This window comes from Myxococcales bacterium (genome assembly GCA_016717005.1).
GTDB lineage: Bacteria > Myxococcota_A > Polyangia > Haliangiales > Haliangiaceae > UBA2376.
In genome coordinates, this window is record JADJUF010000007.1 from 77155 (window position 1) to 102558 (window position 25404).

Sequence of the window (25404 nt, forward strand, 5' to 3'; positions counted from 1 at the left end):
CGAGGCAGCCGCTCGCGGCCTTCTTGGCGCCCGCGTCCCACTCGACCGACGACCGGACGCCCGGGCAGTTGTTGCCCTTGTTGAGCAGGTGGTTGCCGGCCGACGCGACGCACGGGTCGAAGTACTTCCCCCACAGGATGTGCTCGTGGATCTTGTGCGTGTACTCGATCGTCTTGATGCCGAGGAACCCGAGCGCGCACACGATCGTGATCGCGAGGCACGCGATCAGGCCCTTGCGCTGGTTGAGCTGCGCGCACCGCACCGCCCACGCCGCCGACAGCGACGACACGATCAGCACCGCGGTGTTGATCGCGCCCCACTTCACGTCGAGGTAGTGGTGGGCGTAGGCGTAGATCTCGGGGTGGTGGTGGCGGTACAGGATGTACGCGACGAACAGCGCCGAGAAGAACAGGATCTCCTGGACCAGGAAGAACCAGATCCCGAGCTTGCCGGCGTCGAACTGGTGCTGGCCGTCGTCGTAGTGGTGCTGGATGAACCGCGAGCCGTGGTGGCCGTGGTCGTCGTGGTCGTCGTGGTGCTCGTCGTGGCTGGGCTGGCTCATGCGCCCCTCGGCAGGCTACGGAGGTGGATCGAAGCGGGGATCGACGTCGGCATCGGTCAGTGGTCCGCCGGCGGCTTGGCGCCGGTCCGCGGCTTGCGCACGAACCCGCCCTCGGGGAGCTCCTCGAGGTCGTCGTAGTTGTAGAGCTCGTGCAGCTCGGGCGGCTCTGGGAAGTTGAACACCGTCGGCGGCGTCGGCGCGTCCCACTCGAGCGTGGTGCCGCCCCACGGGTTCTGCGGCGCCTTGGTGCCGTACTTGAGCGACCACATCAGGTAGCAGACCACCGAGAACAGCGACAGGCCGAGGATGAAGGCCCCGACCGTCGACAGCTGGTGGAAGATCTTGAACTCGGGGTCGTAGTCCCAGTAGCGGCGCGGCATGCCGCGCGAGCCCATCACGAACTGCGGCAGGAACGTCAGGTTGAACCCGATGAAGACGCCGACCGCGGCGATCTGGGCGACCCGCTCCGGGTACATCTTGGCGGTCAGCTTCGGCCACCAGTAGTGCAGCGCGCCCACGAACGCGATCAGCGTCGAGCCCATCATCACGTAGTGGAAGTGGGCCACGACGAAGTAGGTGTCGTGGAGCTGGACGTCGATCGACAAGATCGCCAGGAAGATGCCGGTCAGGCCGCCGATCGTGAACATGATCAGGAACGACAGCGTGTAGAGCATCGGCGTCTGCAACCGGATGTCGCCCTTGTAGAGGGTCGAGGTCCAGTTGAAGACCTTGATGGCCGACGGGATGCCGACCGAGAACGTCAGCGCCGAGAACACCATGTTGGCGAGCTTCGACTGACCCGACACGAACATGTGGTGGCCCCAGACGAGGAACGAGAACAGCGCCAGCGCGATGCTCGAGTACGCGATGAAGCGGTAGCCGAAGATCGGCTTGCGCGAGAAGGTCGTGATCATCTCGGAGATCACGCCCATCGCCGGGACGATCATGATGTAGACGGCCGGGTGCGAGTAGAACCAGAAGAAGTGCTGGAACAGCACCGGGTCGCCGCCCAGGGTCGGGTCGAAGATGCCGATGTGCATGAAGCGCTCGACGAAGAGCAAGAGGAGCGTGATGCCGAGCACCGGCGTCGCCAGCACCTGCATCAGCGCGGTCGAGTACAGCGCCCACAGGTTGAGCGGCATCTGGAACCAGCCCATCTGCTTGGGCCGGAACTTGTGGATCGTCACCAGGAAGTTCAGGCCGGTGAAGATCGACGAGAACCCCAGCACGAACGCGCCCATGACCGCCGGGATGACCGCGGTCTTGGTCTCGAGGCTGTAGGGCGTGTAGAACGTCCAGCCGGTGTCGAGGCCGCCGGACGCGACCGACACCAGCAGCAGCGTGGCGCCCAGGCACCACAGGTAGAAGCTGGCGAGGTTGAGCTTGGGGAACGCCACGTCGGGCGCGCCCAGCTGGATCGGCAGGACCATGTTGCCGAGCGCGGCCGGGATGCCTGGGATGATCACCAGGAACACCATCACGGCGCCGTGCAGGGTGAAGAACTTGTTGTACATGTCCTTCCCCGCGATGGTCTCGCCCGGCGACCACAGCTCGGCGCGGACCAGGAGCGCGAAGGCACCGCCGAGGAGCAGCGCCCCCAGGATGCCGAACAGGTACATCATCCCGATCCGCTTGTGATCGAGGGTGAAGAGCCAGCTCTTCAGCCCCTTGGTCGCGGTCAGGTAGGAAGCGTTGGTATCGACGGCGGCGGACATGTCGGCCTCGCTACTTGAGCGTCTTGAAGTACTCGATCACACCCTCGATCTCCTTCGGGGAGAGCGGCGTGACCGGCATGCTCGGCGGGAAGCCGGCGTGGATCTGGGACGTGGGGGCCTCGATCGAGCGCTTGATGTAGGCCTCGTCCATCTTGACGGTGCCGCCGCCCTCGAGGGGGATGTCGGTGCCGAACGAGCCCTTCCAGGTCGGGCCGATGCGCGGGCTGCCGTCGATCGAGTGACAGGCGATGCAGCCCTTCTTCTCGTAGATCGAGGCGCCGAGCTTGTCGCCCGACAGCGCCGCCTTCTTGGCGTAGGCGTCGGCCAGGTACTTCTCGTACATGCCGGGCGCGTGCACGACGACCTTGGTCTTCATCTGCGAGTGGTCGGTGCCACAGTACTCCGTGCAGTAGACGCGGTAGACGCCCGGCTTGGTGGCCTGGAACCACAGGTACGTGTAGCGGCGCGGCACCACGTCCTGCTTGACCCGGAACACCGGGATGAAGAACGAGTGCAGCACGTCGCGCGAGGTCATCACCAGCTTCATCGGCTGATCGACCGGCGCGTGCAGGGCGTTGTCCTCGAGGCCGTTGTAGTACCGGAAGCTCCAGTTCCACTTCGAGCCCTCGACGTAGACCACGTTCTCGGCGCGCGGCTCGGGGACGGTCACGTTCTGCAGGTAGGTGCGCCAGCCGTAGACGAACAGGATCACGCAGATGATCGTCGGGATGACCGTCCAGGTGATCTCGAGCGCGTCGCTGTGCGACGGCGACGGCTGCGCCTTGTGGCCCGGCCGGTGCCGGTACTTGATGACCAGGTAGATGATCGCGCCGGTGATCGCGAAGAAGAAGAACGCCGACATCCCGATCATCGCGATGTAGAGCATGTCGGGGCCGTGGGCCCCGGTCGACGCCGACGGCGGCAGCCAGTAGTTGCCGTTGTGCTCGTACTTCGCGTCCTTGATGTCGCCGACGAGCACCTCCCACCACGGCGTGGCGCCGGGCGCCTCGGCGGCGGGCGCGGGCGCCGCGGGAGGCGCAGGCGGTGCGGCCTGATCGGGCGCCGCCGCCGCGGGATCGGGCGCCGCCGCCGCGGCCGCAGCCGCGGTGGGATCGGGCGCCGCCGCCGCCGCGGGATCGGGCGCCGCCGCAGGTGCGGGGTCGGGCGCGGCCGCGGCTGGCGCGGCCGCGGGATCGGGCGCCGCCGCGGGCGCGGGGTCAGGGGTGGCAGGGGCCGCCGGCGCAGGTTGCGCCGCGCTCGAGACCGCGAGGCCGGCGAGGAGCGCGAGCGGCAGCAGCGTCTTCGTGACGATCTTCATTATAGCTTCACTCCAGGTCGGCGGCGGTTCCGCGCGACCAGCACGCCCGCGACGGTGGCGCCGAGGACGAGAAACATCAGGGCCGCAAACTTCATCACGGTCCCGCCCCAGCGATGGCTGTTGGCCTTCGCGTCCCAGTGCAGGCACGCCATCACGAACCCGGTCGCGCTCGACGGCTCCGCCAGCCCGGCCCGGGTGATGGTCTCGTCGAGCTCGTCGGGGACGACGTCGACGCCGTGGATGTATCGGGTGACCACGCCGGACGGCGCCAGCGCGATCGTCACCGCGGGGTGCGCGTACTCGCGCTGGGTCTCGATGTAGCGGTAGCCGAAGCCCACCGCCTCGGCGACCCGATGGATCTGGCGATCGTCGTCGGGCTGCTCGGCGACCAGGAACCTCCACCCGTCCGGCTCGACCTTGGCGCCGAGGTCGGCGAGCGCCTCGAGGTAGTGCCCGCGGGTGCGCGCGGCCTCGGCCGGCGCCTCGTCGGGCGCGAGCACGATCGTCACCAGCTGGACCTGCCGGCCCAGCACGAACCGACTGGCCGCGAGCGCCTTGACCAGGCCGTTGAGCTGCAGGCTGCACAGCGACGGGCAGTTCGAGTAGTTGAACGTCAAGAGCGTCGGCAGATCCCCCGCCAGCACGGCGCGCAGGGTGGTCGGCCGACCGTCGGCGTCGCGGAAGCGCGCGTCGAGCGGCACCACGGCGCCGAGCCGCTCGTCGACCTTGATCGCCTCGGTCAGGGCCGCGGGCGGCCGCGCCAGCTCGGACTCGCCCGAGGGACGGCCCGGCGCCAGCTGCGCCGAGGCTGCGCGGGCCAGCCCGAGCAGGGCCACGCCTGCGACGACGATCGTGAGCGAGCGAGACAACATCGTGCGCTATTACCGTGAGCCGCTCGCCGCGGGAACGGTCGGCGTTGTCGCAGGGGCCGGCGCCGCGGCGGGCGTGGGCGTGGCACCGTCGGCGGGCGTGGGCGTGACACCGTCGGCGGGCGCCGGGGTCGCGCCGTCGGCGGGCGCCGGCGGATCGACCGGCGGATCGACCGGCGGCGGCGCGCTGTGGCCGATCGGCTGCGGCGCCGACAGGTTCTGCGGGCGGCCGAACGCCGGCTTGATCGTCGTGAACTCCGACCGCGACACCGCCGGCACCAGGTTGGCCGGATCGACCGCGACGTCGCGGAGCACGAGCTGCTTGGCCGTGTCGATCGGCACCACGTACAGCTGCGTGCCGTTGGGCGCCTTCGGGCCCAGCCGCGGCTCGGTGATCTTGCCGATCTGCTCCGCCTTGAGGGTCTTCTTGGTCTCCTCCTGGCGGCCGAACTGGGCCGTCTGGTCGACCCGCGACGACTCGTTCAAGTAGATCGCCTCGATCCCGATGATCGACAGGTACACGACCGCCGCGCCCGCAAAGCCGACGGTGGCGATGCTGACGGTGTTGAGCTTGTCAGGGTTCTTCTTCTCGCCGTGGGCGCTCATAACAACCTCGATGGTGCAGTCGTTCGCTCGGTATCAACAACACCGCGCGCAGGAGTCAGGAGTCAGGAGTCAGGAGTCAGGAGTCAGGAGTCAGGAGTCAGGAGTCAGGAGTCAGGAGTCAGGAGTCTCTAGGCTTCCGAGTCCGCCCCACCGCGCGGGGCCATCAGTCTGATCGTTTCGGGAGGGGGGCCCCACCGTTTGGGGTCGGGAGTCTCGCGTCTTGGAGGGGGGCCCCGTCGGGGCTTGCCCCCGGCGGGGGGAGGGCTGGCGACAGCCCTCCAAGGAATTCAGTAGTTCTCGAACCCGAGGCACGCGCCCAGGGTCGGGTCGTTGACCGGGACCAGGTTGCCCTTCATCGAGCGCCCGACGCCGGCCAGCCACAGGCCGATCAGCGCGAACAGCAGGGTGAGATCCATGAAGTGGAACCCGACCTTGTACATCTCGGGATCGCCCTGGAGCGGCCCGCGGTTCCAGCCGGCCTCCATCGTCCAGGTCTGGTTCGGCATGATGTTCCAGTACAGATCGATGTAGTGGAAGACGAGCTGCCACACCGCGAAGAACGCGAGCAGCGGCAGGATGCGCTTGGTCCACCGCGTCACGAGGGCGGTGTACGGGAACGCCCAGTGCCCGACCAGGACCAGGATGCTGACGATCTGCCAGCCGCCGAACAGCCGGTACGTGTACCAGACCGTCTCCTCGGGCATGTTGCCGTACCACTGCAGCATGAACTGCGAGAAGCCGGTGTAGATCCAGAAGAACGTCCATCCGAACATGTACTTGCCGATGTCGTGGTAGTGCTCGACGGTGATCGAGTGCTGGAGCCGGCCGCTGCGCTGGATCGCCATGCTCATCAGCGCCAGCGTGCAGTAGGTCGCGAGCATCGCGCCCGAGAAGTAGTTGACCGAGTAGATGGTCGAGAACCACATCGGCTGCAGCGTCATGAAGAAGTCCATGACCGCGAACACGGTGGTCAGCGAGTAGATCAGCACCGCCAGCCCCGACCAGACGCGCTGCTTCTCGGCGCGGCCGTTGTCGCCCTCGGTGTCCGACGCCAGGCTCTGCTTGCGGAACCACGTCGACATGACGATGTAGACCGCGAAGAAGAAGGCGTAGCGACCGGCGAAGAACACCGGATCGAGCCACCCCAGCTTGTTGTGCATGTGGTGGTGCAGCGGGTGGTTCGGGTCGTGGAGCTGGTGGACGTTCCAGAAGTAGAGCTGCTCGCTGCCGGCCAGCACCGGGATCAGGAACACGAGGCCCAGGATCGCCACGAGCGGGAAGGCGCCGGTGATGAACTCGGCCTGCCGGCGCAGCACGATGCCCCACTTGGCGCGGGCGAGGTGGTGGACGATCACGAAGAACAGCGAGCCGACGCAGATCGAGAACACGAACGACCACGCCGTCAGGTAGGCGTGGAGGAAGTGCCGCCAGTGGTCGCCCTTGTTGGCGCCCAGCGCGATCGAGATGCCGAGCAGGACGGCGCCAGCGGTGGCGCCGACCTTGAACATCTGACCGCCGAACTTGTCGGCCTTGATCTTCTCGTCGGGATGAAGCTTCTTGGTCGCGCTCATGGCTGCCTCACCGGACCTGGGCGCCGGCCGGGAGTTCGGCCTGGGTCGCGTTCTGGCCGCGCTGCAGGGCGCGGACGTACAGGAGAATGGCCCACCGATCCCGGACCGGGACCTGGGCGGCGTAACCCATCATCGTGTTGTAGCCGTTCGAGATCGTGTTGAAGAGCTGCCCGTTGGGCATCTTGATCACGACCGAGTCAGACGAGACCAGGTTGCGCGCCTCCCAGGCGCCGCCGCGCAGCGCGACCCGCTCGGGCACGACGCCGTGGCCGGCGCCGTCGAAGCCGTGGCACGGCGCGCAGTAGATGTTGAAGCGCTCCTGGCCGCGATCGAGCAGCTTGGCGTCGACCTCGAGCGTCGTCGGCAGCTCGGTGATCCACTGGCCGTCGCGCAGGCCGCGGTAGTAGGCGTCGTCGGCGTTGAGGCTGCCGCGCGCGATCGTGCCCTCGATCTCGCCGCGGTTGGCGCGGCCGTCGGCGAACTCGGCGAAGGCCTGGTCGCTCTTGGCCTTGGGCTGGAAGTCCATGTCCGAGAAGACGTGCCAGTGCGGGTCGCTCGACTTCGAGGCCCGGGCCTTGAAGGCCAGCGCGAACGGGATGATCGCGACCACGGTGGCGACGGTCATCGCGCCGTAGATCCACTTGGGCACGGTCCGGGCCTCGGGCCGCGTGTCGACGTGGCACTCCTCGACGTGGGTGGCGCCGGCGGCCACGAGGAGCTGCTTGGTCTGCTCGAGCTCGAAGCGCTGGTCCGAGGCCTCGATGCCCAGGAACATGCCGTCGTCGGTGACGCGCGCGAATCGATCGAGCCGGAAGAACGGGTGCCAGACCTGCGGCAGCTTGTTGGCCGCCCACATCCCGAAGAACGTGGTGAGCACCGACAGGAGGATCGTCGTCTCGTAGGCGATCGGGACGTTGGCCGGGATGCTCCACGTCGGCTTGCCGCCGATGTTCCACGGCCAGTTGTGGGCGTTCATCCACCACTGCATCAGCACGCCGCCGGCGAGGCCGGCGAGGCCGCCCGCGAACACCACCAGCGGCAAGCGCGTGCGCTTGATGCCCATGGCGTCGTCGATGCCGTGCACCGGGAACGGGCTGTAGCAGTCGAACTCGGTGTAGCCGGCGTTCTTGACCTTGCGGGCGGCCGAGATCAGCGCGCCCGGGGTCTCGAACTCGGCGAGCAGGCCGTGCAGCTCGGTGTCGGGGCCGCCGTGCGCACCCTCGGCGTCGCCGCCGTGCGCGCCGCCGTCGCCGTGATCGGGGTCGCCGCCGTGATCGCCGCCGTCGCCGGGATCGGCGGGGCCAGCGCTGGCCGCGTCGTCATGCTCGTCGTTGGTGTGGGTGTCAGCTTCCATGAGCTTGTCTCCGCATGAAGCGGTCAGAGTCGCTGGGTGGTTCGGGAGGTACGGGGCACGGCTCGGACATGGGCCGGGGCGCGGCGCCGGGGCGCCGCGTCGTCAGCTCAGTGATCTTCCTTGCCGGCGTGGGCGGCGGGCGAGACCGCCTTGACCTCCGCGATGGCGACGACCGGCGCGAACCGGACGAACAGGAGGAACAGCGTGAAGAACAGGCCGAAGCTGCCGAGCAGCGTCAGGAAGTCCCACTTGGTCGGCGAGAAGTAGCCCCAGGCGCCGGGCAGGTGCTGACGGGCCAGCGAGCTCACGATGATGACGAAGCGCTCGAACCACATGCCGACGTTGATGAACCCGCACAGGATCCACACGAAGATCAGGTTGGAGCGGAACCGCTTGAACCAGAAGAACTGCGGCGCGATGACGTTGCAGCTCACCATGATGAAGTAGGCCCAGGCGTACGGCCCGAGGATGCGGTTGCGGAACGTGAACCACTCCCACAGGTTGCCGGAGTACCAGGCGGTGAACAGCTCGATGCCGTAGGCGCCGCCGACCATCGTGCCGGTCGCGACCGTCACCTTGCACATCGCGGAGATGTGGGCCTCGGTGATGATGTGCTCGAGCTTGAACAGCTTGCGCAGCGGGATCATCAGCGTCATCACCATCGCGAAGCCGCTGAAGATGGCGCCGGCGACGAAGTACGGCGGCAGGATCGTCGTGTGCCAGCCCGGGTTCTGGGAGGTCGCGAAGTCGAACGACACGACCGAGTGGACCGACAGCACCAGCGGCGTCGACAGGGCCGCGAGGATCAGGTACGCGCGCTCGTAGCGGTGCCACTGTCGGGCCGAGCCGCGCCAGCCCAGCGACAGGAGCCCGTAGACGACCTGGCGGACCTTGTCCTTCGACCGGTCGCGCAGGGTCGCGAGGTCGGGGACCATGCCCATGTACCAGAACAGGATCGAGGTGGTGGCGTACGTGGAGATCGCGAACACGTCCCACATGAGCGGGCTGCGGAACTGCGGCCACATGCCCATGTCGTTGGGGTGCGGGATCATCCACCACGCGAACCACGGGCGGCCGGTGTGGATGATCGGGAAGATGCCGGCGCAGGCCACGGCGAAGATCGTCATCGCCTCGGCCGAGCGGTTGATGCTGGTGCGCCAGTCCTGCCGGAACAGGTAGAGCACCGCGCTGATCAGCGTGCCGGCGTGGCCGATGCCGACCCAGAACACGAAGTTCGTGATGTCCCAGGCCCAGCCCTGGATGTTGTTGTTGCCCCACACGCCGATGCCGTTGCGGAACAGGTGCGTGACCGCCACGACCAGGCAGCCGAGCATCAGCAGGGCCACGCCGAAGGCGGGGTACCACCACTTGCCGATCGGCTTGAGCGCGACGTTGGTGACGTCGTCGGTGATCCCGCGGAAGACCTCCCGCGCCGACTTGCCGTCGCCGTGACCGTGGTCGTCACCGCCGGAGGCGTGGGCTTCGATCTCGCTGGCCATGGCTCAGTGATCTCCGTGCGTGCCGGCGGCGGACGCGAGGGCCGGGTTGGGGTTGCGGACGCGGGCGAGGAAGCGCGTCCGCGGCTTGTCGTTGAGGTCGCTGAGCAGCTCGTACTGCCGGCGATCGCCGTGCAGCTTCGACACCCGGCTCTCCGGGTCCGACAGGTCGCCGAACACGATCGCCTCGGTCGGGCACGCCGCCTGGCAGGCGGTGGTGATCGTGCCGTCGGGGAGCGGCCCGCGGTTGTGCGCGTTTTTCGCGTTGATCTTCGCGGCCTGGATGCGCTGCACGCAGTACGTGCACTTCTCCATGACGCCGCGCTCGCGCACGGTCACGTCGGCGTTGAACAGCAGCCGGCGGACCTTGTTGCGCGCGTCCTTGAGGTCCTTGTGCCAGTCGAGGAAGTTGAACCGGCGCACGCGGTACGGGCAGTTGTTGAGGCAGTAGCGGGTGCCGACGCAGCGGTTGTAGACCATCTCGTTCAGGCCCTCCGACGAGTGCAGCGTCGCACCCACCGGACAGACCTGCTCGCACGGGGCGTTCTCGCAGTGCTGGCACGCCACCGGCTGCGACACGACCTCGGGATCCGCGACGTCGCCCTTGAAGTAGCGGTCGATCCGGATCCAGTGCATCTCGCGGTTGCGGTGCACCTCCTTCTTGCCGACCACCGGCACGTTGTTCTCGGACTGGCAGGCCACCATGCAGGCGTTGCAGCCCATGCACGAGCCGAGGTCGATCGCCATCGCCCACTTGCGCCCGTTGTAGTGCTTCTCCTCGAACGGGGAGTAGCCACGGTGGTGCTCGTGGTCGTGGAAGTACGGCTCCTCCTCCTGGGCCTTGTAGGTCGCGCCCCGGTAGGTGCCGACGTCGGTCTCCTTGATGATCCGGTCGATGCGCTCGCGGATGCCCTTGTCGCCGACGCCGGTGATGGGCGCGTCCGACAGCGCGTGGCCCTGGCGGATGTCCCAGTGGTCCTGGGTGGTGGCGATCGTGTAGCTGCCGCCGGTCTTCTCGACCCGGGCGCCGGTGGCGATGTCGAGCGCGCCGACGGTGCGGAGCGCGTAGGTGTTCCAGCCGCCGCCCTTCCACTCACCGCCCTTGTTGCCGACCGAGCCGGCCTTGGTGCGGCCGCCGCCGAGCATGATCGCGATCGAGCCGCGGGCCTGGCCGGGCATGACCAGCGCGGCGCACTCGAGCTTGCGGTCGCCGACGGTGATCCGGACCATGTCCTGCGAGTGGATGTGGAGCGCGTCGGCCGTGTCCTTGGCGATCAGCGCGACGTTGTCCCAGGTGACCTTGGTCAGGAAGTCCGGGGTCTCCTGCAGCCAGCTGTTGTTGGCGAACCGACCGTCCCAGGTCTGGCTCGACGGGCTGAACGTCACCTCGAACGAGCCGTTGGCGCCGTTGCTCGGGGCCTTCTGGCTGTCGGTGAGCGTGGACGGCGGCAGCGCGCCGACCGACGCCGTCGTCGGGGTCCAGGCCGAGCGCGCGACGAAGCCGTCGTGGACCGAGGCCCGCCACTGGCCGCCGCCGGCCTCGACCTGCTCCCGCACGAGCTGCTCGGCCGAGCGGGTCTCGCCGAGGAGCTCGGCCAGGAGCTCGATCGTCGAGATGCCGCCATAGAGCGGCAGGATCAACGGCTGCTGGACGCTCCAGGTGCCGTCCCAGGTCCGCGCGTCGCCCCAGCTCTCGAGGAAGTGGGCCTTCGGGACGTGCCAGGTGGTCTTGGCCGAGGTCTCGTTGGCGTACTCGGACAGGTGGACCGAGGTCTTGGCCTGCGCCAGCGCCGCGCCGAAGTCGAGGTCGGCCGGCGCGTCGTAGACCGGGTTGCCGCCGATGATGATCAGCGTCTCGACCTGGTTGGCCTTGAGGTCGCGGACCAGCGCGCCGATCGCGTCGGCGTGATCGAGCCGCTGCGGCTCGGGGTCGTCGAAGTACGACACCAGCGCGCCGCCGAGCGCGCTGTTGATCTTGGCGACCAGGGCGTGGACCGCCGCGGGCTGGCGACGGCCGGCGACCAGCACCGCCGCGCCGCGGGTGGCGTTGAGGTCGTCGGTCAGCGCCTTCAGGAAGGCGGCGACCTTGGCCTCGCGCACGACCTCACCGCTGGCGGCGCCGCCACCGGTGAGCCCGGCGTCGAGCGCCTGCAGGAACGTGAGCACGTGCTCGGACCGGATCGGGAGGCGGTGATCCGCCAGCACGCCGGTGTGGGTGTACACGCTCTCGATCGCGTACAGCCGGTTCATCTTGCCGGGGCCGAGCGAGCCACCGTCGGGCTTGCGGCTCCGGCCGAAGTCGCGGGCGTAGGCCGCCGCGGCGGGGTGCTCGGTGAAGATGTCGCAGTCGAGCGAGACGATGGTCTGGGCGCGGTCGAGGTGGGCCATCGCCCGCATCGGCCGACCGAACGCCTGGCGCAGGCCGGCGCGCTCGTTGTCGAACGACACCGGCTCCCACTCGTACCAGGCGGCGCCCGGGAACTGGCTCTGCATCCGTCGGCGCAGCTCGGCCACCGTCGGCGACGACGACGCCTCGGCCAGGATCCGCACGCCGTTCCAGTTGGGGTTCTTGCGCAGGCCCTCGGCCACGAGCTGCCAGTCGGCGAACGTCGCGCCCTTGCTGCCCTGCTGCACGCCCTGCGACCGATCCGGGTCGTAGAGGTGGAGGATCGAGCCCTGGGCGAACACCGACGAGCCGGCGTGGCGCGCGGTGCCGGCGACGATGCCGCCGCCCGCGAACGGGTGCTCGGGGTTGCCGTCGATCTTGATCGGACGGCCCTCGTACGAGGTCACCACGACCGCCTGGGTCATGCCGCCGAACTCGAACACCGAGGCGTACTGCTGCGTGACGCCCGGGACCATGTCCTCGGGGCGCCGCGACAGCGGCACGATCTCCTCGCGGTCGTAGCGGTGGCAGCCGGCGCCGGCGACGCCGGCGAGGGCCATCGACGCCCCCATGAGCTGCATGAAGTTGCGCCGGTTGAGCGGGTCGACCGCGTCGCCGCCACCGTCGTCGGCGGCGGGCGCCACGTCGGCCGGCTCGAGCTCGGCCATGCTCATCCAGTAGCCGTGCTGCGGGCTGGCCGCGGCCCCGTCGGCCAGCGTCCCGTCGGCCAGCGGCACGTCAGGGCTCGTCGTGTTGTTCAGCGATGACATGTGGAGCAATCCGTCGGCGGGTTGATGCGGAGATCGGCCTTCACCTTCGCGCCCTCACCGGGCTGGGGCTTGTACCCCATCACGGTCACGTTCTCGGGGTTGCGCAGGTTGGGCTCCGGGTTGCGGTGGCAGTCCAGGCACCACTGCATCGTCAGCGGCGCGGCCTGGAACACCGTCGGCATCTGGTCGATGCGGCCGTGGCACGACTCGCAGCCGATGCCGCGGGTCACGTGCGCGCTGTGGTTGAAGTAGACGTAGTCAGGCAGGTCGGTCACCCGCGTCCAGCGCACCGGGATGTTCTCGAAGAACGCCTGGCGCACCGGAGTGAGCTTCTCGCTCTTGGGCAGCACCGTCTGGTGACAGTTCATGCACGTCGCCGCCGGGGGGACCGCCGCCTTCGCCGACCGGTCCACCACGTTGTGGCAGTACCGGCAGTCGAGGCCGAGCTCGCCGACGTGCAGCGCGTGGCTGTACGGCACCGGCTGCTTCGGCATGTAGCCGATGCGCAAGGTCTGCGGGTCCTTCACCACCGCCGCGAGCGCGACGATGTAGACCGGCCCCAGCAAGGCAGCCGGTGTGATGACGTACTTCTTGAGTGGTTGGGTCCACTCCGGGAACAGGAAGCGAGCCATATCGGTTCCTACAAGACCGCCCCGCCGGGGGAGCTGTTGAACGAGGGCGCGTACGGGTTGTACGGGCGTGAGGTTTTCATCACGAACAGGAGCGTTATCGCAAGGTTCGGAGGCAGTCGATTTGTCGCGGAGGATCTGCTGCGCCTGGGCCGGCCGGGGAGGCCGCCCGGACGACGAGATGCATGGAGTGCCAGAACTTCCGCACGATTGGGCTGCGGCAGTAGAGCGCAGGAAGCAGATCCTGCGCGAGGGTTCGCAGGCTTTGCGATCGCTTCGCGACAATACGCCGCATCCGATCGGCGCTCGCCAATGCGGTGGAATGACGCAGGTGGATGCGCGAAGCTCGAACGATGACCACCACGAAGCCACCGGCAGACGACGCGGCCGAGGTCGTGGTGGTGCGCCCCGAGGACGCCCCGCCCGCCCCTGGCGGCGCGATCGATCGTCAGCCCGGCTCCCGCGCGCTGTCGAGCGACGACGACCTGCCGGTCGTCGCCAGGCTGGTGATCGAGATCCGCTCGGACGGCACCCGCACCGTGGCCCGCGGCGCGATCGAGGACGCCGCCACCGGCCAGAAGACCGCCGTGATGGCCCGCGGCGGCTCGCCCCTCGCGCTCGCCGCGAGCCTGACCCGCGGCCTCGCCCGCGGCCTCACCGCCCTGCCCCTCGCCGCGACCTCGGCCGCCCTGCGCCGCCTGCTGCGCCGCTGAGCGGCGCCTGGCGCCGGGTGCCGGGTGTCAGCCGATCGGGCGCCGGCCGCGCCCGAACCCTGGCGTACAAATGCCGACGGGCGCCGGTTGAAGGGCGCCCGTCCAACGTCAGGGCCGCGTGGGCGGCCCATCGACTGCGTCGACTACTCGTTCGCCTCGTCGATGTCGCGGTCGCCCCTGCCCCCGCCGCCCTTCTTCTTGGGACCGGCGATCTTGCCCAGCTTGCCGCGCATCAGGTCGCCGAGGGTGGCGCCGCCCGCGTTGGCACCGGCGTAGCCCTGCGCCTCCGACATCTCCTTGGCGCGGTTGGCGCCCTTGATGGAGAGGGCGATCTTGCGCTCGGCCGCGTCGGTCGCGAGGATCTGGACCTTCACGTCCTGGCCGGGGTTGAGCACCGCGCGGGGATCCTCGACGTGCTCCTCGGAGATCTCCGAGACGTGGACGAGCCCCTCGATGCCCTTCTCGAGCTCGACGAAGGCGCCGAAGTCGAGGACCTTGAGGACCTTGCCGTCGACGACCTTGCCGATCGGGAACTCGTACGGGATGCGATCCCACGGGTCCGCGACCAGCTGCTTGATGCCGAGCGAGATCTTGGGCTTCTCGCCGTCCGAGGTGTCGATGTTGAGGAGCACGGCCTCGACGTCGTCACCCTTCTGGAACAGCTCCGACGGGTGCTTGACCCGCTGGGTCCACGACATGTCGCTGATGTGGACCAGGCCGTCGATGCCCTCTTCGATCTCAACAAAGATACCGAAGTCGGCGATGTTCCGGACCTTGCCCTTGACCACGGTACCCGGGGGGTACTTCTCGGTCAGCTGCTCGTACGGGTTCGGCTCGAGCTGCTTCATGCCGAGCGAGATCCGGTTCTGCTTGACGTCGACGTCGAGCACGACCGCCTCGACCATGTCGCCCACGGCGACCATCTTCGACGGGTGCTTGACCCGGCGGGTCCACGACATCTCGGAGATGTGGACGAGGCCCTCGATGCCCTCCTCGAGCTCGATGAAGGCGCCGTAGTCCTTGAGCGAGACCACCTTGCCGCGGACGACCGTGCCGGGCACGAACTTCTCGGCGGCGCGGCTCCACGGATCCTCGGTGATCTGCTTCAGGCCGAGGCTGACGCGCTCGGTGTCGGCGTTGAACTTCAACACCTTCACGCGGACGTGGTCGCCGACCTGGAACAGCTCGGACGGGTGGTTGACCCGGCCCCAGCTCATGTCGGTGATGTGCAGCAGGCCGTCGATGCCGCCGAGGTCGATGAACGCACCGTACTCGGTGAGGTTCTTGACGATGCCCTCGACGATCTGGCCCTCCTTGAGGCGCTCGAGCGTCGACTCCTTCAACGCGGCGCGCTCCTTCTCGAGGAGCACGCGGCGCGACAACACGATGTTGCCGCGCTTCTTGTTGAACTTGATGACCTTGAACTTGAAGGCCTGGCCGAGGAACGCGTCGAGGTTGCGGACGGGGCGGAGGTCGACCTGCGACCCCGGGAGGAACGCCTTCACGCCGCCGCGGATGGTGACCGAGAGGCCGCCCTTCACGCGCGCGGTGATGGTGCCCTCGATCAGCTCGTCGCGCTCGCACGCGGCGCTGATCTCGTCCCAGACCTTGAAGCGATCGGCCTTCTCCTTCGAGAGGACGCACATGCCGGCGTCGTTCTCGCGGGACTCGAGCAGGACGTCCACCTGGTCGCCGACGACGACCGCGATGGTGCCGTCTGCGCCGCGGAACTCCTCGAGCGCGACCTGACCTTCGGACTTGTAGCCGATGTCGACGATCGCGAAGTCCTTGCCTACCGAGATCACAGTGCCACGGAGGATCTCGCCCTCCTTGGCATTCTCTTGCGCGATGCTCTCGGCGAACAGCGCGGCGAAGTCGTCATCCTGAAACGTGGCGGCGTCAACCATGATGGAAAGTGGCTCCTCGGACGAATTTGCGACGGGCTCTCCCGGCGCAGGGGCGAAGGATTACTAGCGGGCGCCCCCCGTTGTCAACGGCTGGTTTGGCCGCTCGGGATGGATTTTCGGGGGGGTAGCGGCCCCTACCCGCCGTCCAAGGCCGGTTCCGGCTCCGCCTCAAGGCGCAAGGTCCCCGCGCCCGCGATCGCAGATCAGCGGATCCCCTCGCCCACCCGGCTCCGGCTCGGCCCGACTCGACCCGACTCCGGGCCCGCGGCGCCCCGCCCGCCCGGCTCCGCTCCGGCTCCGGCTCCGGCTCCGGCTCCGGCTCCGCCCGGCCCCGGCTCCGCCGGCTCCGGCTCCGCTCCGGCGCGGCTCCGGCTCCGGCTCCGGCTCCGGCTCCCTGTTCAGGTCGCGCGGCGCGAGACCTCGGCCGCGAGGCGGTCGATCACGTCGTCGAGGCCGACGTCGGAGCTGTCGACGAGGACCGCGTCGTCGGCCGCGCGCATGGGCGCCACGTCGCGGCTGGCGTCGCGCTCGTCGCGCTCGCGGATGTCGCGCAGGGTGTCCTCGAAGCTGGGGGCGTCGCCGCCGTTGGACTCGAGCTCGGCGTGCCGCCGGCGGGCCCGCTCCTCGTCCGAGGCGGTCAGGAAGAACTTGGCGCCGGCGTCGGGGAACACCACCGTGCCGGTGTCGCGGCCCTCGACCACGACCCCGCCGGCCCCGCCGAGGCGCCGCTGCAGCTCGAGCAGCCCGGCCCGGACCGCCGGGTGGCGCGAGACCCTCGACGCGCCCTGCGAGGCCTCGGGGGTGCGGATCGCGGTGGTCACGTCGGCGCCGCCGAGGCGCACGTGGTTGACGTCGCCCTCGAAGTGGAAGTCGATGTCGAGGCCGGCCGCGATCGGGGCCAGCGCGGCCTCGTCGTCGAGGTCGATCCCGCGCGCGAGCGCGGTGATCGCGACCGCGCGATAGATCGCCCCGGTGTCGAGCAGGCGGTAGCCGAGGCGCCGCGCCAGCCGGCGCGCGACGGTCGACTTGCCGGCGCCGGCGGGACCGTCGATCGTGACCACGAGAGGAGTCGACATCGCGCGGACACTACACACTGCGGTTACCGGCGGCCAGTGCTACCGTGGCGCCATGGCGACGCCCGCCGCACCGGTCCCGGAGCGCCGCTGGCGCCGGTTCGCCGACGTGGTCGCGCTGACCCTGGGCGTGAACGTGTGGCTGTCGCTGGTCGTCATCCCGTCGGCCCAGGTCGGCGCGCTCGGCACGACGACGCGGATCGCGCTGGTGCTCCTGCCCCTGCTGGTGCTCGGGCTCGGCATCGCCGCGCGGTCCGAGCTGGTGCTGCTCGGCGTGTTCCCGTCGACGCTGCTGGTGCCGATCTCGATGACGCCGGCGATCGCCGCCCCGCACCTGTTCGGCCCGGTCCGGTTCTTCGTCGTCGCGCTGGGCGTCGTCGCCTACCTGCTGGCCGGCTCGTTCTTCATGTCGTTCCACGAGCCGGCGACGCCGCGATCGGCGCGGCCGCTGGCGTCGTCGACCGAGCCGCGGGCCGACCGATGGCGCCGGCGCGAGCGGCTGTACTGGGGGCTGACCGCGCTGTCGATCGTGTGCCCGATGCTGGGCCTCTACTGGGTCAACTACGACCCGGCGATCAACGCGTTCCTGGCCCAGATGTACGCCGGGCGGGTCGCCTCGATGTCGACCCTGCTCAACGTCACCGTGCTGGCCCTGTGGCTGGTGCTGTACCTGCACGTGTTCCTCGGCGTGCTCAAGCCCCACCGCACCGGCGACCGCGCGCTGGTGACCGACCTCGCGATCACGCGGACCCAGGCCCGCAGCGGGCGGCCGCGCCTGCGCTTCCACCTGGCGGTGGCCGCGGCGCTGGTGCTGATGGCGGTGCTGATCGTCATGCGCCGCGGCTGATCCAGCGCGCGATCGCCCGCGCGGTCGATGGCAGGGGCCGACCATTCACGCTACGCTCGGGCCACTCGTGAGGCGCTACTTCTTCGAGGTGCTGGCGCTGGCCTTGATCGGCGGCAGCATGTTCTTCTTCAAGGAGTCGATCGACTACCTTGCGCGGCGCGACTACGTGGCGTCGCTGATCGTCATGCTCATCGGGTTCGCGGTGATCACGGTCGGCAAGGAGATGGCGCGGCTGGCCCTGGTCCAGCGCGACTAGTGCTCCGACCGCGTGATTCTGAACCGCCACGCCGCCGACCCCCCCCCGGGGGCGGTGTTCCCCCCCCCCGAGCGGGGGGGGGCGGGCCGCGGCCGCTGCGCTCGCCCTGGGGCGCCTCGACGCCGTGGACGGATCACAATCACCCGGTCGGAGCACTAGGGCCATGCGCGCCTGGCCCCGGATCCGGTCGTCGGCCCTGGTGGGCGGGCTCGCGCTGATCGCCGTCATCGCGGCGGCCGGCTGCGGCGGCGGTGGCGAGGCGCGGCCGGCGCCAGTGGCGGGGCCGCCCGACCTGACCGCGCAGCCAGCCGGCCCCGACGATCTGGTCGTGGCGCGGGTCGACGGCCGACCGGTCTACGGCTCGTGCGTCGCGGCCCAGGCCGCCGGTCGCCACGTCGATCGCGCGACCGCGCTGGCCGACTGCGTCGACCTCGAGCTCCTGGCCGGCGCCGCGCTGGCCCGTGGTCTCGATCGCGATCCGGCCGTCGCCGCCGAGGGCCGCGCCGCGGCCGCGACCCGGCTGGTCGACGTCGAGCTGCGCGCGCGGGTCCAGCGCTGGGCCGACCTGCCGCGCGACTTCCGCGATCCGCTGCTCGAGAAGAACCGCGTCCGCATGAACCGCCCCGAGTCGCGGGCGTCGTTCTACGGGCGGATCAAGGTGGCCAAGGACGACGTCGGTGGGCCGCGCGACCAGCTCGCCGAGCAGGCGAGCCGCGCCGCCTACGCCCAGCTGGGGCCCCGCGACGACCTGTTCAAGGCCGACCTCGACGCGGTGGTCCACGCCGCCGCCGCCGCCGCCGACCCGACGCTCGAGGTCGAGATCGGCCGCGGCGCCCCCACCGAGCAGGACTTCGGCCTGCGCGAGTACTACCGCCAGGCGCTGTTCTCGGTCGACCGGCCAGGGCAGGCGGCGGCGCCGGTGCGCAGCCCGTGGGGCTGGGACATCATCCTCTACTCCGACTTCCGCCGGCCGCCGGCGCTGACCGAGGACGAGTTCACGGCCAAGCTGTTCCCCGCGGCGCGGCTCGAGTACTGGAACCGGTGGTCGGGCGGCCTGGCCCGCGGCCACCAGGTCTCCGTCGCCGACCCGGCCGTGCTCGATCGCCTGTGGGGCGGCGCCGTCGACCCGCGCGAGGACCGGCGATGAGCCCGTTCGCGCGCATCCTCGAGCGCGCGATCGCCGAGACCCCGGGCGCCATCGGCGGGGCGTTCGCGGCCTCCGACGGCGAGATGGTCGACTTCGTCGCGTCCGGCGACCCCACCGACCTGGCGATCCTCACCGCCCACTACGGCGTGATCCTCGCCAACCTCGAGGCCCTGCTCGACACCCAGCACTTCGGCGGCGCCGAGTACTTCGTGATCGAGAACAGCGGGCTCGACGTCGTGGTCCACACCGTCGACGACGGCTACTACGCGCTCCTGGCCGTGCCGCCGCCAGCGCCGATCGGCCAGGCCCTGGGCGCGCTCGCGACCGCCGCGATCGCGCTGCGCCGGGAGATGCGCTAGTGCGCGGCCGCGCGCGCGCGGCGGCGCTGGCCGTGGCGCTGGGCCTCGTGCTCGCGGCCGGGCCCCCGGTCAGCGCCGACGAGCCGCCCACCGGCGGCGGCGCCGCGCTGGCCGACTACGATCCGTCGAGCAAGGCCTGGAACGGCATGGCGACGTTCGTCAAGCTCGCGGCCGGGCTGGGCTACGAGGTCATCCCGGTCGGCGCGCTCGAGTGGGGCGACCTCGACGAGCGCGACATCCTGGTGCTGGTGTACCCGCTGCAGCGGGTCGATCCGTCGAACCTCGCCGCGTTCATCCAGGCCGGCGGCCACGCGGTCGTCGCCGACGATTTCGGCGACGCGTCGGCGGCGCTGTCGCGCCTGGGCCTGCTGCGGGCCGAGGTCAACACCGCCGAGGCGCCGCGCTACTACCGCTCGCGCATGTACGCGCCGATCGCCACGCCGATCGCGACCGGCCACCCGCTCACGCGCGGCGTCGTCGAGGTCATCACCAACCACCCGGCGGTCCTGACCGAGGTCTCGGGCGCCACGCCGATCATCGGGTTCGGCGCCGGCGGCGCGGTGGTCGTGGCCGGCGAGCGCGGCACCGGCCGCTACGTGGTCGTGTCCGATCCCAGCATCCTGATCAACCGGATGCTGCAGTTCCCCGGCAACCTCAACCTCGCCGTCAACATGCTGCGCTGGCTCGATCGCGGCGGCCGCGCCCGCCGGGTGATCCTCTTGCGCGGCGACGTGCCGATGTACGGCGCGCCGCGGCCGTTCATCGACGACGCCAGCCTGACCGGCGTCGGCCGCGACATGGCCAACATCAACCGCTGGCTCGAGGGCCGCAACGAGTGGCTGCTGACCCCGATCGCGATGCGCGTGATCGGCGCGCTGGTCGCGCTCGCGCTCGCGGCCCTGGCGCTGGTGGCGATGCCGCCGTGGCGCCGGCGGGTCATCGACGGCGCGTGGCTGGGCCCGCCCCGGCGCGAGCGCCGCGATCTGGCGAGCCGGGTCGTGGCCGAGCACGACCGCGGCGCCAAGAACTTCTTGATCCCCGCCGTGGTGCTGCGCGACTCGATCAACGTCGCCCTGGCGCGCGCGGTCGATCACGTCGATCCGCTGTACCAGCTGCCCGAGCGCGAGCTGGTGGCGCGGGTCGCCGATCGGGTCGGCCGCGACGCCGCGGCCGCGGTCGCGCGCCTGGGCCCGCGCCTGCGGGCGCTGCCGACCCGGGTCCACGCCGCCGCGGCCTGGGCCCGCGGCCGGGTCAGCGAGCGCGAGCTCACCGATCTCTACGACGCCACCGCCGACCTGTATCGTCACCTCGGCGAGGCCCCCCTCGAGCCCGCCGTCCCCGACCGCCCCACGGAAGCCTGAATGCCCTCCACCATCGCACCCGAGCAACTGTCCCAGGTCGGCGTCATCAGCCGGTCGATCCTCGAGGAGGTCGGCAAGGCCTTCATCGGCCCCGGCACGATCACCGAGGCGATCCTGACCGCGCTGATCGCGCGCGGCCACGTGCTGATCGAGGGCAACCCCGGCGTCGCCAAGACCACGCTGGTCAAGGCGTTCGCGCAGACGCTGTCGATGAACTTCCGCCGGGTGCAGTTCACGCCCGACCTGCTGCCGTCGGACATCACCGGCACGTACATCCTCGACATGCGCACCAACACCTTCGTCCTGCGCGAGGGGCCGGTGTTCACCAACGTGCTGCTCGGCGACGAGATCAACCGCGCGCCGGCCAAGACCCAGTCGGCGCTGCTCGAGGCGATGCAGGAGCAGCAGGTCACGATCGAGGGCGAGACCCGCCCGCTGGGCTCGCCGTTCATCGTCCTCGCGACCCAGAACCCGATCGAGCAGGAGGGCACCTACCCGCTGCCCGAGGCCCAGGTCGATCGGTTCCTGATCAAGCTGAAGATGACCTACCCGGAGCCCGCCGACGAGAAGCGCATGCTCCAGACCTACGACAAGCCGCCGCCGCCGGTGCGCGCGGTGGTCGGCCCCGACGAGGTGCTGCGGCTGCAGGCGCTGGCGCAGGAGGTGTTCGTCGCCGAGGAGCTGGTCGACTACGTCCTCGCCCTGACGCACTTCACGCGCAGCCACGGCCGGGTCTACCTGGGCGCGTCGCCGCGCGCGGCGCTGGCGCTCCTGCACGCGTGCAAGGCCCTGGCGCTCCTGCGCGGCCGCGACTACGCCCTGCCCGACGACATCCGCCAGCTGGCGCCGCTGGTGCTCGCCCACCGCATCCTGATGACGCCCGACGCCGAGCTCGAGGGCGGCACCGGGGTCGCGGTCGTGACCGAGGCCCTGGGCAAGGTCGGCTACAAGACCCCGCGCCGATGATCCCGTCGCTCGCCACCCGCGGCAAGCTGGTGCTGTCGGCCGCCGCGCTGATGGTGCTGGTCGGCGCGTTCCGCGGCGCGCCGCCGCTGGTGGCGCTGGGCGGCACCGTGCTGGTCGCGCTGGCCGCCGCGTACCTGGCGTTCTTCCCGACCGCGGTGCTCCTGCGCCGCAAGAAGATCGAGCTGTCGTGGTGGGTGCCCCCGGGCGATCAGCCCGGCGGCGCGCTGGCGCCGGATCGCCCGTTCCAGCTGCACATCGCCTACCGCAACCACGGCAGCCGCACGCTGCGGGTGCTGGCCACGCGCGTGCTCGCCAACCCCGGGCTCGAGGTCACCCCGTGCGTCGCGGCCTCGGTCGCGCCCGGCCACCAGATCGAGCACACCACCGACGTGCGCCCGTCGACCGCGGGCTACCAGGTGTTCCACGGCGCGGTGCTGGTGCTGGGCGACCTGCTGGGCCTGTTCGAGGTCCACGCGTACTTCCCCAACCCGATCGCGATCAAGGTGTTCCCGCGCCGGCGGCCCGCGGTCGCGCCGCCGCTGCGGGCGGCCGGCGGCTCGCACAGCGATCAGGTCGGCCAGCACCACGTGCGCCGGCGCGGCCTGGCCGGCGAGCTGCGCGAGCTGCGCGAGCACGCCCACGGCGATCCGTTCAAGTACATCGCGTGGAAGGCGACCGCGCGCCGCGGCAAGCTGATGGTGCGCGACCTCGAGAACGAGCTGGTCGCGACCCACGTGGTCTGCGTCGACATCGGCACGTCGATGCGCAGCGGCCCGCCCGGCCGCGCGCCGCTGGACTGGGCGATCGACAGCGCGTCGGCCCTGGCGCTGGCCGCGCTCGAGGGCGGCGATCGGGTCGGCCTGGTCACGTTCGACACCCGCGCGGTGCTCGAGCTGCGGCCCGGCGCCGGCCACCACCACTGGCTGCAGCTGGTCGATCGCCTGCTCGACGCCAAGACCGTCGTCGATGAGGACCTGACCGATCTCACGCCGGGCGAGCTGGTGGCCGCGGTCGCCAACTACCTCGCGCACCAGGAGGCGCTCGACGTGCGCCTGCGCCACGTCCCGGCGATGGACGACCCGCGCTGGGGTCAGATCCAGGCCGGCCCCGACGGCGTGCTCTACGACCTCGGCGCGATGCTGCGCATGGTGACCAAGCTGATCGAGGGCCTGGGCGCGCAGAAGTCGCTGGCGCCGCCGTGGTGGTGGTCGCGCGTCCACCTGGTCGACGGCGCCGATCCGCAGATGGCGCCGCTGCGGCTGTTCTGCCGCCTGCGCGGGATCGAGCTGCCATACCGCCAGGAGGTGGTCGTCGGCCGGCGCTCGCACGGTCTGGCCACCGCGCTCGAGCGCGCCGTCGCCGACCTCCGGCCCGATCACGTGATCGTGCTGTCGGATCTGGCCGGGGTGCTCGACGACGAGGTCCGGGTCGGCAAGGCCTTCGCCCGGGTGCGCCGCCGCGCCGGCGCGATGACCGTGGTCGTGCCGGCGACGCCGGAGTTCGCGGCGGCCGGCGAGACCGAGGTCGGCCGGATGGTGGCGTCGATCATGACCCACGACCACCGCCGCGAGCTGACCGCGGCCCGATCGCTCTTGGCCCGCCACGGCGCCCGGGTGGTGGTGGCGACGCCGCGCGACACGCCGGCCCGGCTGCTGGCGAACCGCCGCCGCGCCGCCTGACGCTCTGACAAGGGCGCGGGTCTGCGGTAGCTTCCGCGGCGTGAGCACGATCGCGATCGTCGTGAACGGCACCGCCCGCACCATCGCGGCCGGCGCCACCATCGCCGCCCTGCTGGCCGAGCTGGGGCTGGCCGACCGCCGGGTCGCGGTCGAGCGCAACCGCGCGGTCGTGCCGCGGGCCCGCCACGCCGAGACCGCCCTGGCCGAGGGCGACCAGCTGGAGCTCGTGGCCTTCGTCGGGGGCGGCTGACCCGACTCCGACTCCGACTCCGACTCCGACTCCGACTCCGACTCCGACTCCGACTCCGACTCCGACTCCGACTCCGACTCCGACTCCGACTCCGACTCCGACCCCGACCCCGAGGCAGCCATGACCGACACCTCCGACACCTGGGCCCTCGCCGGCCGCACGTTCCGCTCGCGCATCATCATCGGGACCGGCAAGTTCGCGTCGCACGACGAGACCCGCGCCGCGATCGACGCGTCGGGCGCCGAGATGGTCACGGTCGCCCTGCGCCGCGTCGACCTGTCGGGCGCGGGGCCCAACCTCCTCGACGCCATCGATCGCGCGCGGCTGGTGCTCCTGCCCAACACCGCCGGCTGCTACACGGTCGAGGACGCGGTCCGGACCTGCCACCTGGCGCGCGAGCTGGGCATGGACGAGTTCGTCAAGCTCGAGGTGATCGGCGATCCCAAGACCCTGTTCCCCGACAACGCCGCGACCGTCGAGGCCGCGCGGATCCTGGTCAAGGAGGGCTTCACGGTCCTGCCCTACTGCGGCGACGACCTGATCACCTGCAAGCGCCTGATCGACGCCGGCTGTCCGGCGGTGATGCCGCTGGCGGCGCCGATCGGCTCGGGCCTGGGCATCCGCAACCCGCACAACCTGAAGATCATCATCGACGAGATCGGCGCGCCGGTGATCGTCGACGCCGGCGTCGGCACCGCGTCCGACGCGGCGATCGCGATGGAGCTGGGCGCGACCGCGGTGCTGATGAACACCGGCATCGCCGCGGCCCGGCAGCCGGTGCTGATGGCCGAGGCCATGCGGCTGGCGGTCGACGCCGGCCGCAAGGCGTTCCGGGCCGGCCGCATGGCCATGAAGGCCTACGCCAACGCGTCGTCGCCGGTGGTCGGGCTGATCGAGTAGTGGCCGCGGGCGACGCCACCCGGCTGGTCGCGATCACCGACCTGGCGCTGTGCGACGGCGACGCGCTCGACGCCCGGATCGCGGCGATGGCGGCGGCGGTGCCGACCGGCGCGCTGGCCGTGCAGCTGCGCGCGAGGACCCTGGGCGGTCGGGCGCTGTGGCAGCGCGCGGCGCGGCTGCGGGCGGTGACCGCGGCGGCTGGCGCGACCTTGTGGATCAACGATCGCCTCGACGTCGCGCTGGCGGTCGGCGCCGACGGCGTGCACCTGCCCGAGGACGGCCTGCCCGCGGCGACGGCGCGGGCGCTGGCGCCGGGCCTGGCGATCGGCGCGTCGCGCCACGATCCCGGGACCGCGCTCGACGTCGATCGGATCCAGCTCGGGCCGATCTGGCCGACGCCGTCGAAGGCCGGGCTGGGCGCGCCGCTCGGCGCGCCGGCGCTGACCGCGCTGCGGGCGCGCTGGGCTGGCGCGGTGACCGCGGTCGGCGGGATCGATGGCGCGGACCGGGCCCACGCCGCGGCCGCGGCCGGCGCCGACGCGGTCGCCGCGATCCGCGCGCTGTGGCTGGCGACCGATCCCGGCGCGACCGCGCGGGCGCTGGTCGACGCGGTGATCGCCGGCGTCCGGTCGCGGACGGAATGATCGGGGTGGCGCGCGCGTTGGGGCCG

Annotated in this window: 22 protein-coding genes; 11 read left to right on the forward strand and 11 right to left on the reverse strand. The window is 70.8% G+C overall.

Annotated elements, in window-relative coordinates:
• Nucleotides 1–618: 618 nt before the first annotated feature.
• The 9 genes from IPL61_07315 to IPL61_07355 all read right to left on the reverse strand — a co-directional run bounded on the left by IPL61_07315 (nucleotide 619) and on the right by IPL61_07355 (nucleotide 13279).
• On the reverse strand, nucleotides 619–2277 hold the full coding sequence (locus IPL61_07315) for a cbb3-type cytochrome c oxidase subunit I (protein ID MBK9031131.1): 1659 nt from the start codon (nucleotides 2275–2277) through the stop codon (nucleotides 619–621).
• A 10-nt stretch (nucleotides 2278–2287) separates the two neighbouring features.
• Nucleotides 2288–3595, reverse strand: coding sequence for a cytochrome c oxidase subunit II (coxB, locus tag IPL61_07320; protein MBK9031132.1), 1308 nt, complete (start codon nucleotides 3593–3595; stop codon nucleotides 2288–2290).
• Nucleotides 3595–4467 carry an SCO family protein gene (locus IPL61_07325; GenBank protein MBK9031133.1) on the reverse strand — a complete coding sequence of 291 codons (873 nt, stop codon included), beginning with the start codon at nucleotides 4465–4467 and terminating at the stop codon, nucleotides 3595–3597. Before IPL61_07325 ends, coxB begins: the two co-directional genes overlap by 1 nt.
• A gap of 9 nt (nucleotides 4468–4476) precedes the next feature.
• Entirely contained in the window at nucleotides 4477–5070 is a 594-nt protein-coding gene (locus tag IPL61_07330) for a hypothetical protein (protein ID MBK9031134.1), read from the reverse strand.
• Nucleotides 5071–5357: 287 nt separating this feature from the next.
• Entirely contained in the window at nucleotides 5358–6641 is a 1284-nt protein-coding gene (locus IPL61_07335) for a hypothetical protein (protein MBK9031135.1), read from the reverse strand.
• A 7-nt stretch (nucleotides 6642–6648) separates the two neighbouring features.
• On the reverse strand, nucleotides 6649–7995 hold the full coding sequence (locus tag IPL61_07340) for a DUF3341 domain-containing protein (protein ID MBK9031136.1): 1347 nt from the start codon (nucleotides 7993–7995) through the stop codon (nucleotides 6649–6651).
• 107 nt (nucleotides 7996–8102) lie between these two features.
• Entirely contained in the window at nucleotides 8103–9494 is a 1392-nt protein-coding gene (gene nrfD / locus IPL61_07345) for a polysulfide reductase NrfD (GenBank protein MBK9031137.1), read from the reverse strand.
• Nucleotides 9495–9497: 3 nt separating this feature from the next.
• Nucleotides 9498–12647, reverse strand: a complete 3150-nt coding sequence (locus IPL61_07350; GenBank protein ID MBK9031138.1) for a 4Fe-4S dicluster domain-containing protein — start codon at nucleotides 12645–12647, stop codon at nucleotides 9498–9500.
• Nucleotides 12635–13279, reverse strand: a complete 645-nt coding sequence (locus IPL61_07355) for a cytochrome c3 family protein (protein MBK9031139.1) — start codon at nucleotides 13277–13279, stop codon at nucleotides 12635–12637. The genes IPL61_07350 and IPL61_07355 overlap by 13 nt, the downstream gene beginning before the upstream one ends.
• A 350-nt stretch (nucleotides 13280–13629) precedes the next feature.
• On the opposite strand from IPL61_07355, the gene IPL61_07360 reads away from it, so the two are divergent.
• Entirely contained in the window at nucleotides 13630–13989 is a 360-nt protein-coding gene (locus IPL61_07360) for a hypothetical protein (GenBank protein ID MBK9031140.1), read from the forward strand.
• Between the two features lie 143 nt (nucleotides 13990–14132).
• On the opposite strand, the gene IPL61_07365 is transcribed toward IPL61_07360, so the two are convergent.
• Complete coding sequence (locus IPL61_07365; protein MBK9031141.1) at nucleotides 14133–15896, reverse strand: 30S ribosomal protein S1; 1764 nt, start codon at nucleotides 15894–15896, stop codon at nucleotides 14133–14135.
• 398 nt (nucleotides 15897–16294) lie between these two features.
• Nucleotides 16295–16972 carry a (d)CMP kinase gene (locus IPL61_07370; protein ID MBK9031142.1) on the reverse strand — a complete coding sequence of 226 codons (678 nt, stop codon included), beginning with the start codon at nucleotides 16970–16972 and terminating at the stop codon, nucleotides 16295–16297.
• 52 nt (nucleotides 16973–17024) lie between these two features.
• Between IPL61_07370 and IPL61_07375 the strand changes: the two genes are divergently transcribed.
• The 10 genes from IPL61_07375 (at nucleotide 17025) to IPL61_07420 (ending at nucleotide 25378) form a co-directional block, all read left to right on the forward strand.
• Nucleotides 17025–17816, forward strand: a complete 792-nt coding sequence (locus tag IPL61_07375) for a hypothetical protein (protein ID MBK9031143.1) — start codon at nucleotides 17025–17027, stop codon at nucleotides 17814–17816.
• Between the two features lie 67 nt (nucleotides 17817–17883).
• Entirely contained in the window at nucleotides 17884–18072 is a 189-nt protein-coding gene (locus IPL61_07380) for a hypothetical protein (GenBank protein ID MBK9031144.1), read from the forward strand.
• A 163-nt stretch (nucleotides 18073–18235) separates the two neighbouring features.
• Entirely contained in the window at nucleotides 18236–19219 is a 984-nt protein-coding gene (locus IPL61_07385) for a hypothetical protein (protein ID MBK9031145.1), read from the forward strand.
• The gene (locus IPL61_07390; GenBank protein ID MBK9031146.1) at nucleotides 19216–19578 is read left to right on the forward strand and encodes a hypothetical protein; all 363 of its coding nucleotides are present in this window, start codon (nucleotides 19216–19218) and stop codon (nucleotides 19576–19578) included. The genes IPL61_07385 and IPL61_07390 overlap by 4 nt, the downstream gene beginning before the upstream one ends.
• Nucleotides 19578–20939 (forward strand): hypothetical protein, encoded by a 1362-nt coding sequence (locus IPL61_07395; protein ID MBK9031147.1) that lies wholly within the window; start codon nucleotides 19578–19580, stop codon nucleotides 20937–20939. The genes IPL61_07390 and IPL61_07395 overlap by 1 nt, the downstream gene beginning before the upstream one ends.
• Nucleotides 20940–21905, forward strand: coding sequence for a MoxR family ATPase (locus tag IPL61_07400; protein ID MBK9031148.1), 966 nt, complete (start codon nucleotides 20940–20942; stop codon nucleotides 21903–21905).
• Complete coding sequence (locus IPL61_07405; GenBank protein ID MBK9031149.1) at nucleotides 21902–23584, forward strand: DUF58 domain-containing protein; 1683 nt, start codon at nucleotides 21902–21904, stop codon at nucleotides 23582–23584. Before IPL61_07400 ends, IPL61_07405 begins: the two co-directional genes overlap by 4 nt.
• Nucleotides 23585–23633: 49 nt before the next feature.
• Complete coding sequence (thiS, locus tag IPL61_07410; protein MBK9031150.1) at nucleotides 23634–23834, forward strand: sulfur carrier protein ThiS; 201 nt, start codon at nucleotides 23634–23636, stop codon at nucleotides 23832–23834.
• Nucleotides 23835–23954: 120 nt separating this feature from the next.
• Nucleotides 23955–24734 (forward strand): thiazole synthase, encoded by a 780-nt coding sequence (locus tag IPL61_07415; protein ID MBK9031151.1) that lies wholly within the window; start codon nucleotides 23955–23957, stop codon nucleotides 24732–24734.
• Nucleotides 24734–25378, forward strand: a complete 645-nt coding sequence (locus IPL61_07420; GenBank protein MBK9031152.1) for a thiamine phosphate synthase — start codon at nucleotides 24734–24736, stop codon at nucleotides 25376–25378. The genes IPL61_07415 and IPL61_07420 overlap by 1 nt, the downstream gene beginning before the upstream one ends.
• The last annotated feature ends 26 nt before the right edge of the window (nucleotides 25379–25404 follow it).

Bases quoted from the DNA above. Each gene is read 5' to 3' on its own strand.
- IPL61_07315 (MBK9031131.1), bottom strand. From the start codon at position 2,277: ATGTCCGCCGCCGTCGATACCAACGCTTCCTACCTGACCGCGACCAAG.
- coxB (MBK9031132.1), bottom strand. From the start codon at position 3,595: ATGAAGATCGTCACGAAGACGCTGCTGCCGCTCGCGCTCCTCGCCGGC.
- IPL61_07325 (MBK9031133.1), bottom strand. From the start codon at position 4,467: ATGTTGTCTCGCTCGCTCACGATCGTCGTCGCAGGCGTGGCCCTGCTC.
- IPL61_07330 (MBK9031134.1), bottom strand. From the start codon at position 5,070: ATGAGCGCCCACGGCGAGAAGAAGAACCCTGACAAGCTCAACACCGTC.
- IPL61_07335 (MBK9031135.1), bottom strand. From the start codon at position 6,641: ATGAGCGCGACCAAGAAGCTTCATCCCGACGAGAAGATCAAGGCCGAC.
- IPL61_07340 (MBK9031136.1), bottom strand. From the start codon at position 7,995: ATGGAAGCTGACACCCACACCAACGACGAGCATGACGACGCGGCCAGC.
- nrfD (MBK9031137.1), bottom strand. From the start codon at position 9,494: ATGGCCAGCGAGATCGAAGCCCACGCCTCCGGCGGTGACGACCACGGT.
- IPL61_07350 (MBK9031138.1), bottom strand. From the start codon at position 12,647: ATGTCATCGCTGAACAACACGACGAGCCCTGACGTGCCGCTGGCCGAC.
- IPL61_07355 (MBK9031139.1), bottom strand. From the start codon at position 13,279: ATGGCTCGCTTCCTGTTCCCGGAGTGGACCCAACCACTCAAGAAGTAC.
- IPL61_07360 (MBK9031140.1), top strand. From the start codon at position 13,630: ATGACCACCACGAAGCCACCGGCAGACGACGCGGCCGAGGTCGTGGTG.
- IPL61_07365 (MBK9031141.1), bottom strand. From the start codon at position 15,896: ATGGTTGACGCCGCCACGTTTCAGGATGACGACTTCGCCGCGCTGTTC.
- IPL61_07370 (MBK9031142.1), bottom strand. From the start codon at position 16,972: ATGTCGACTCCTCTCGTGGTCACGATCGACGGTCCCGCCGGCGCCGGC.
- IPL61_07375 (MBK9031143.1), top strand. From the start codon at position 17,025: ATGGCGACGCCCGCCGCACCGGTCCCGGAGCGCCGCTGGCGCCGGTTC.
- IPL61_07385 (MBK9031145.1), top strand. From the start codon at position 18,236: ATGCGCGCCTGGCCCCGGATCCGGTCGTCGGCCCTGGTGGGCGGGCTC.
- IPL61_07390 (MBK9031146.1), top strand. From the start codon at position 19,216: ATGAGCCCGTTCGCGCGCATCCTCGAGCGCGCGATCGCCGAGACCCCG.
- IPL61_07400 (MBK9031148.1), top strand. From the start codon at position 20,940: ATGCCCTCCACCATCGCACCCGAGCAACTGTCCCAGGTCGGCGTCATC.
- IPL61_07405 (MBK9031149.1), top strand. From the start codon at position 21,902: ATGATCCCGTCGCTCGCCACCCGCGGCAAGCTGGTGCTGTCGGCCGCC.
- IPL61_07415 (MBK9031151.1), top strand. From the start codon at position 23,955: ATGACCGACACCTCCGACACCTGGGCCCTCGCCGGCCGCACGTTCCGC.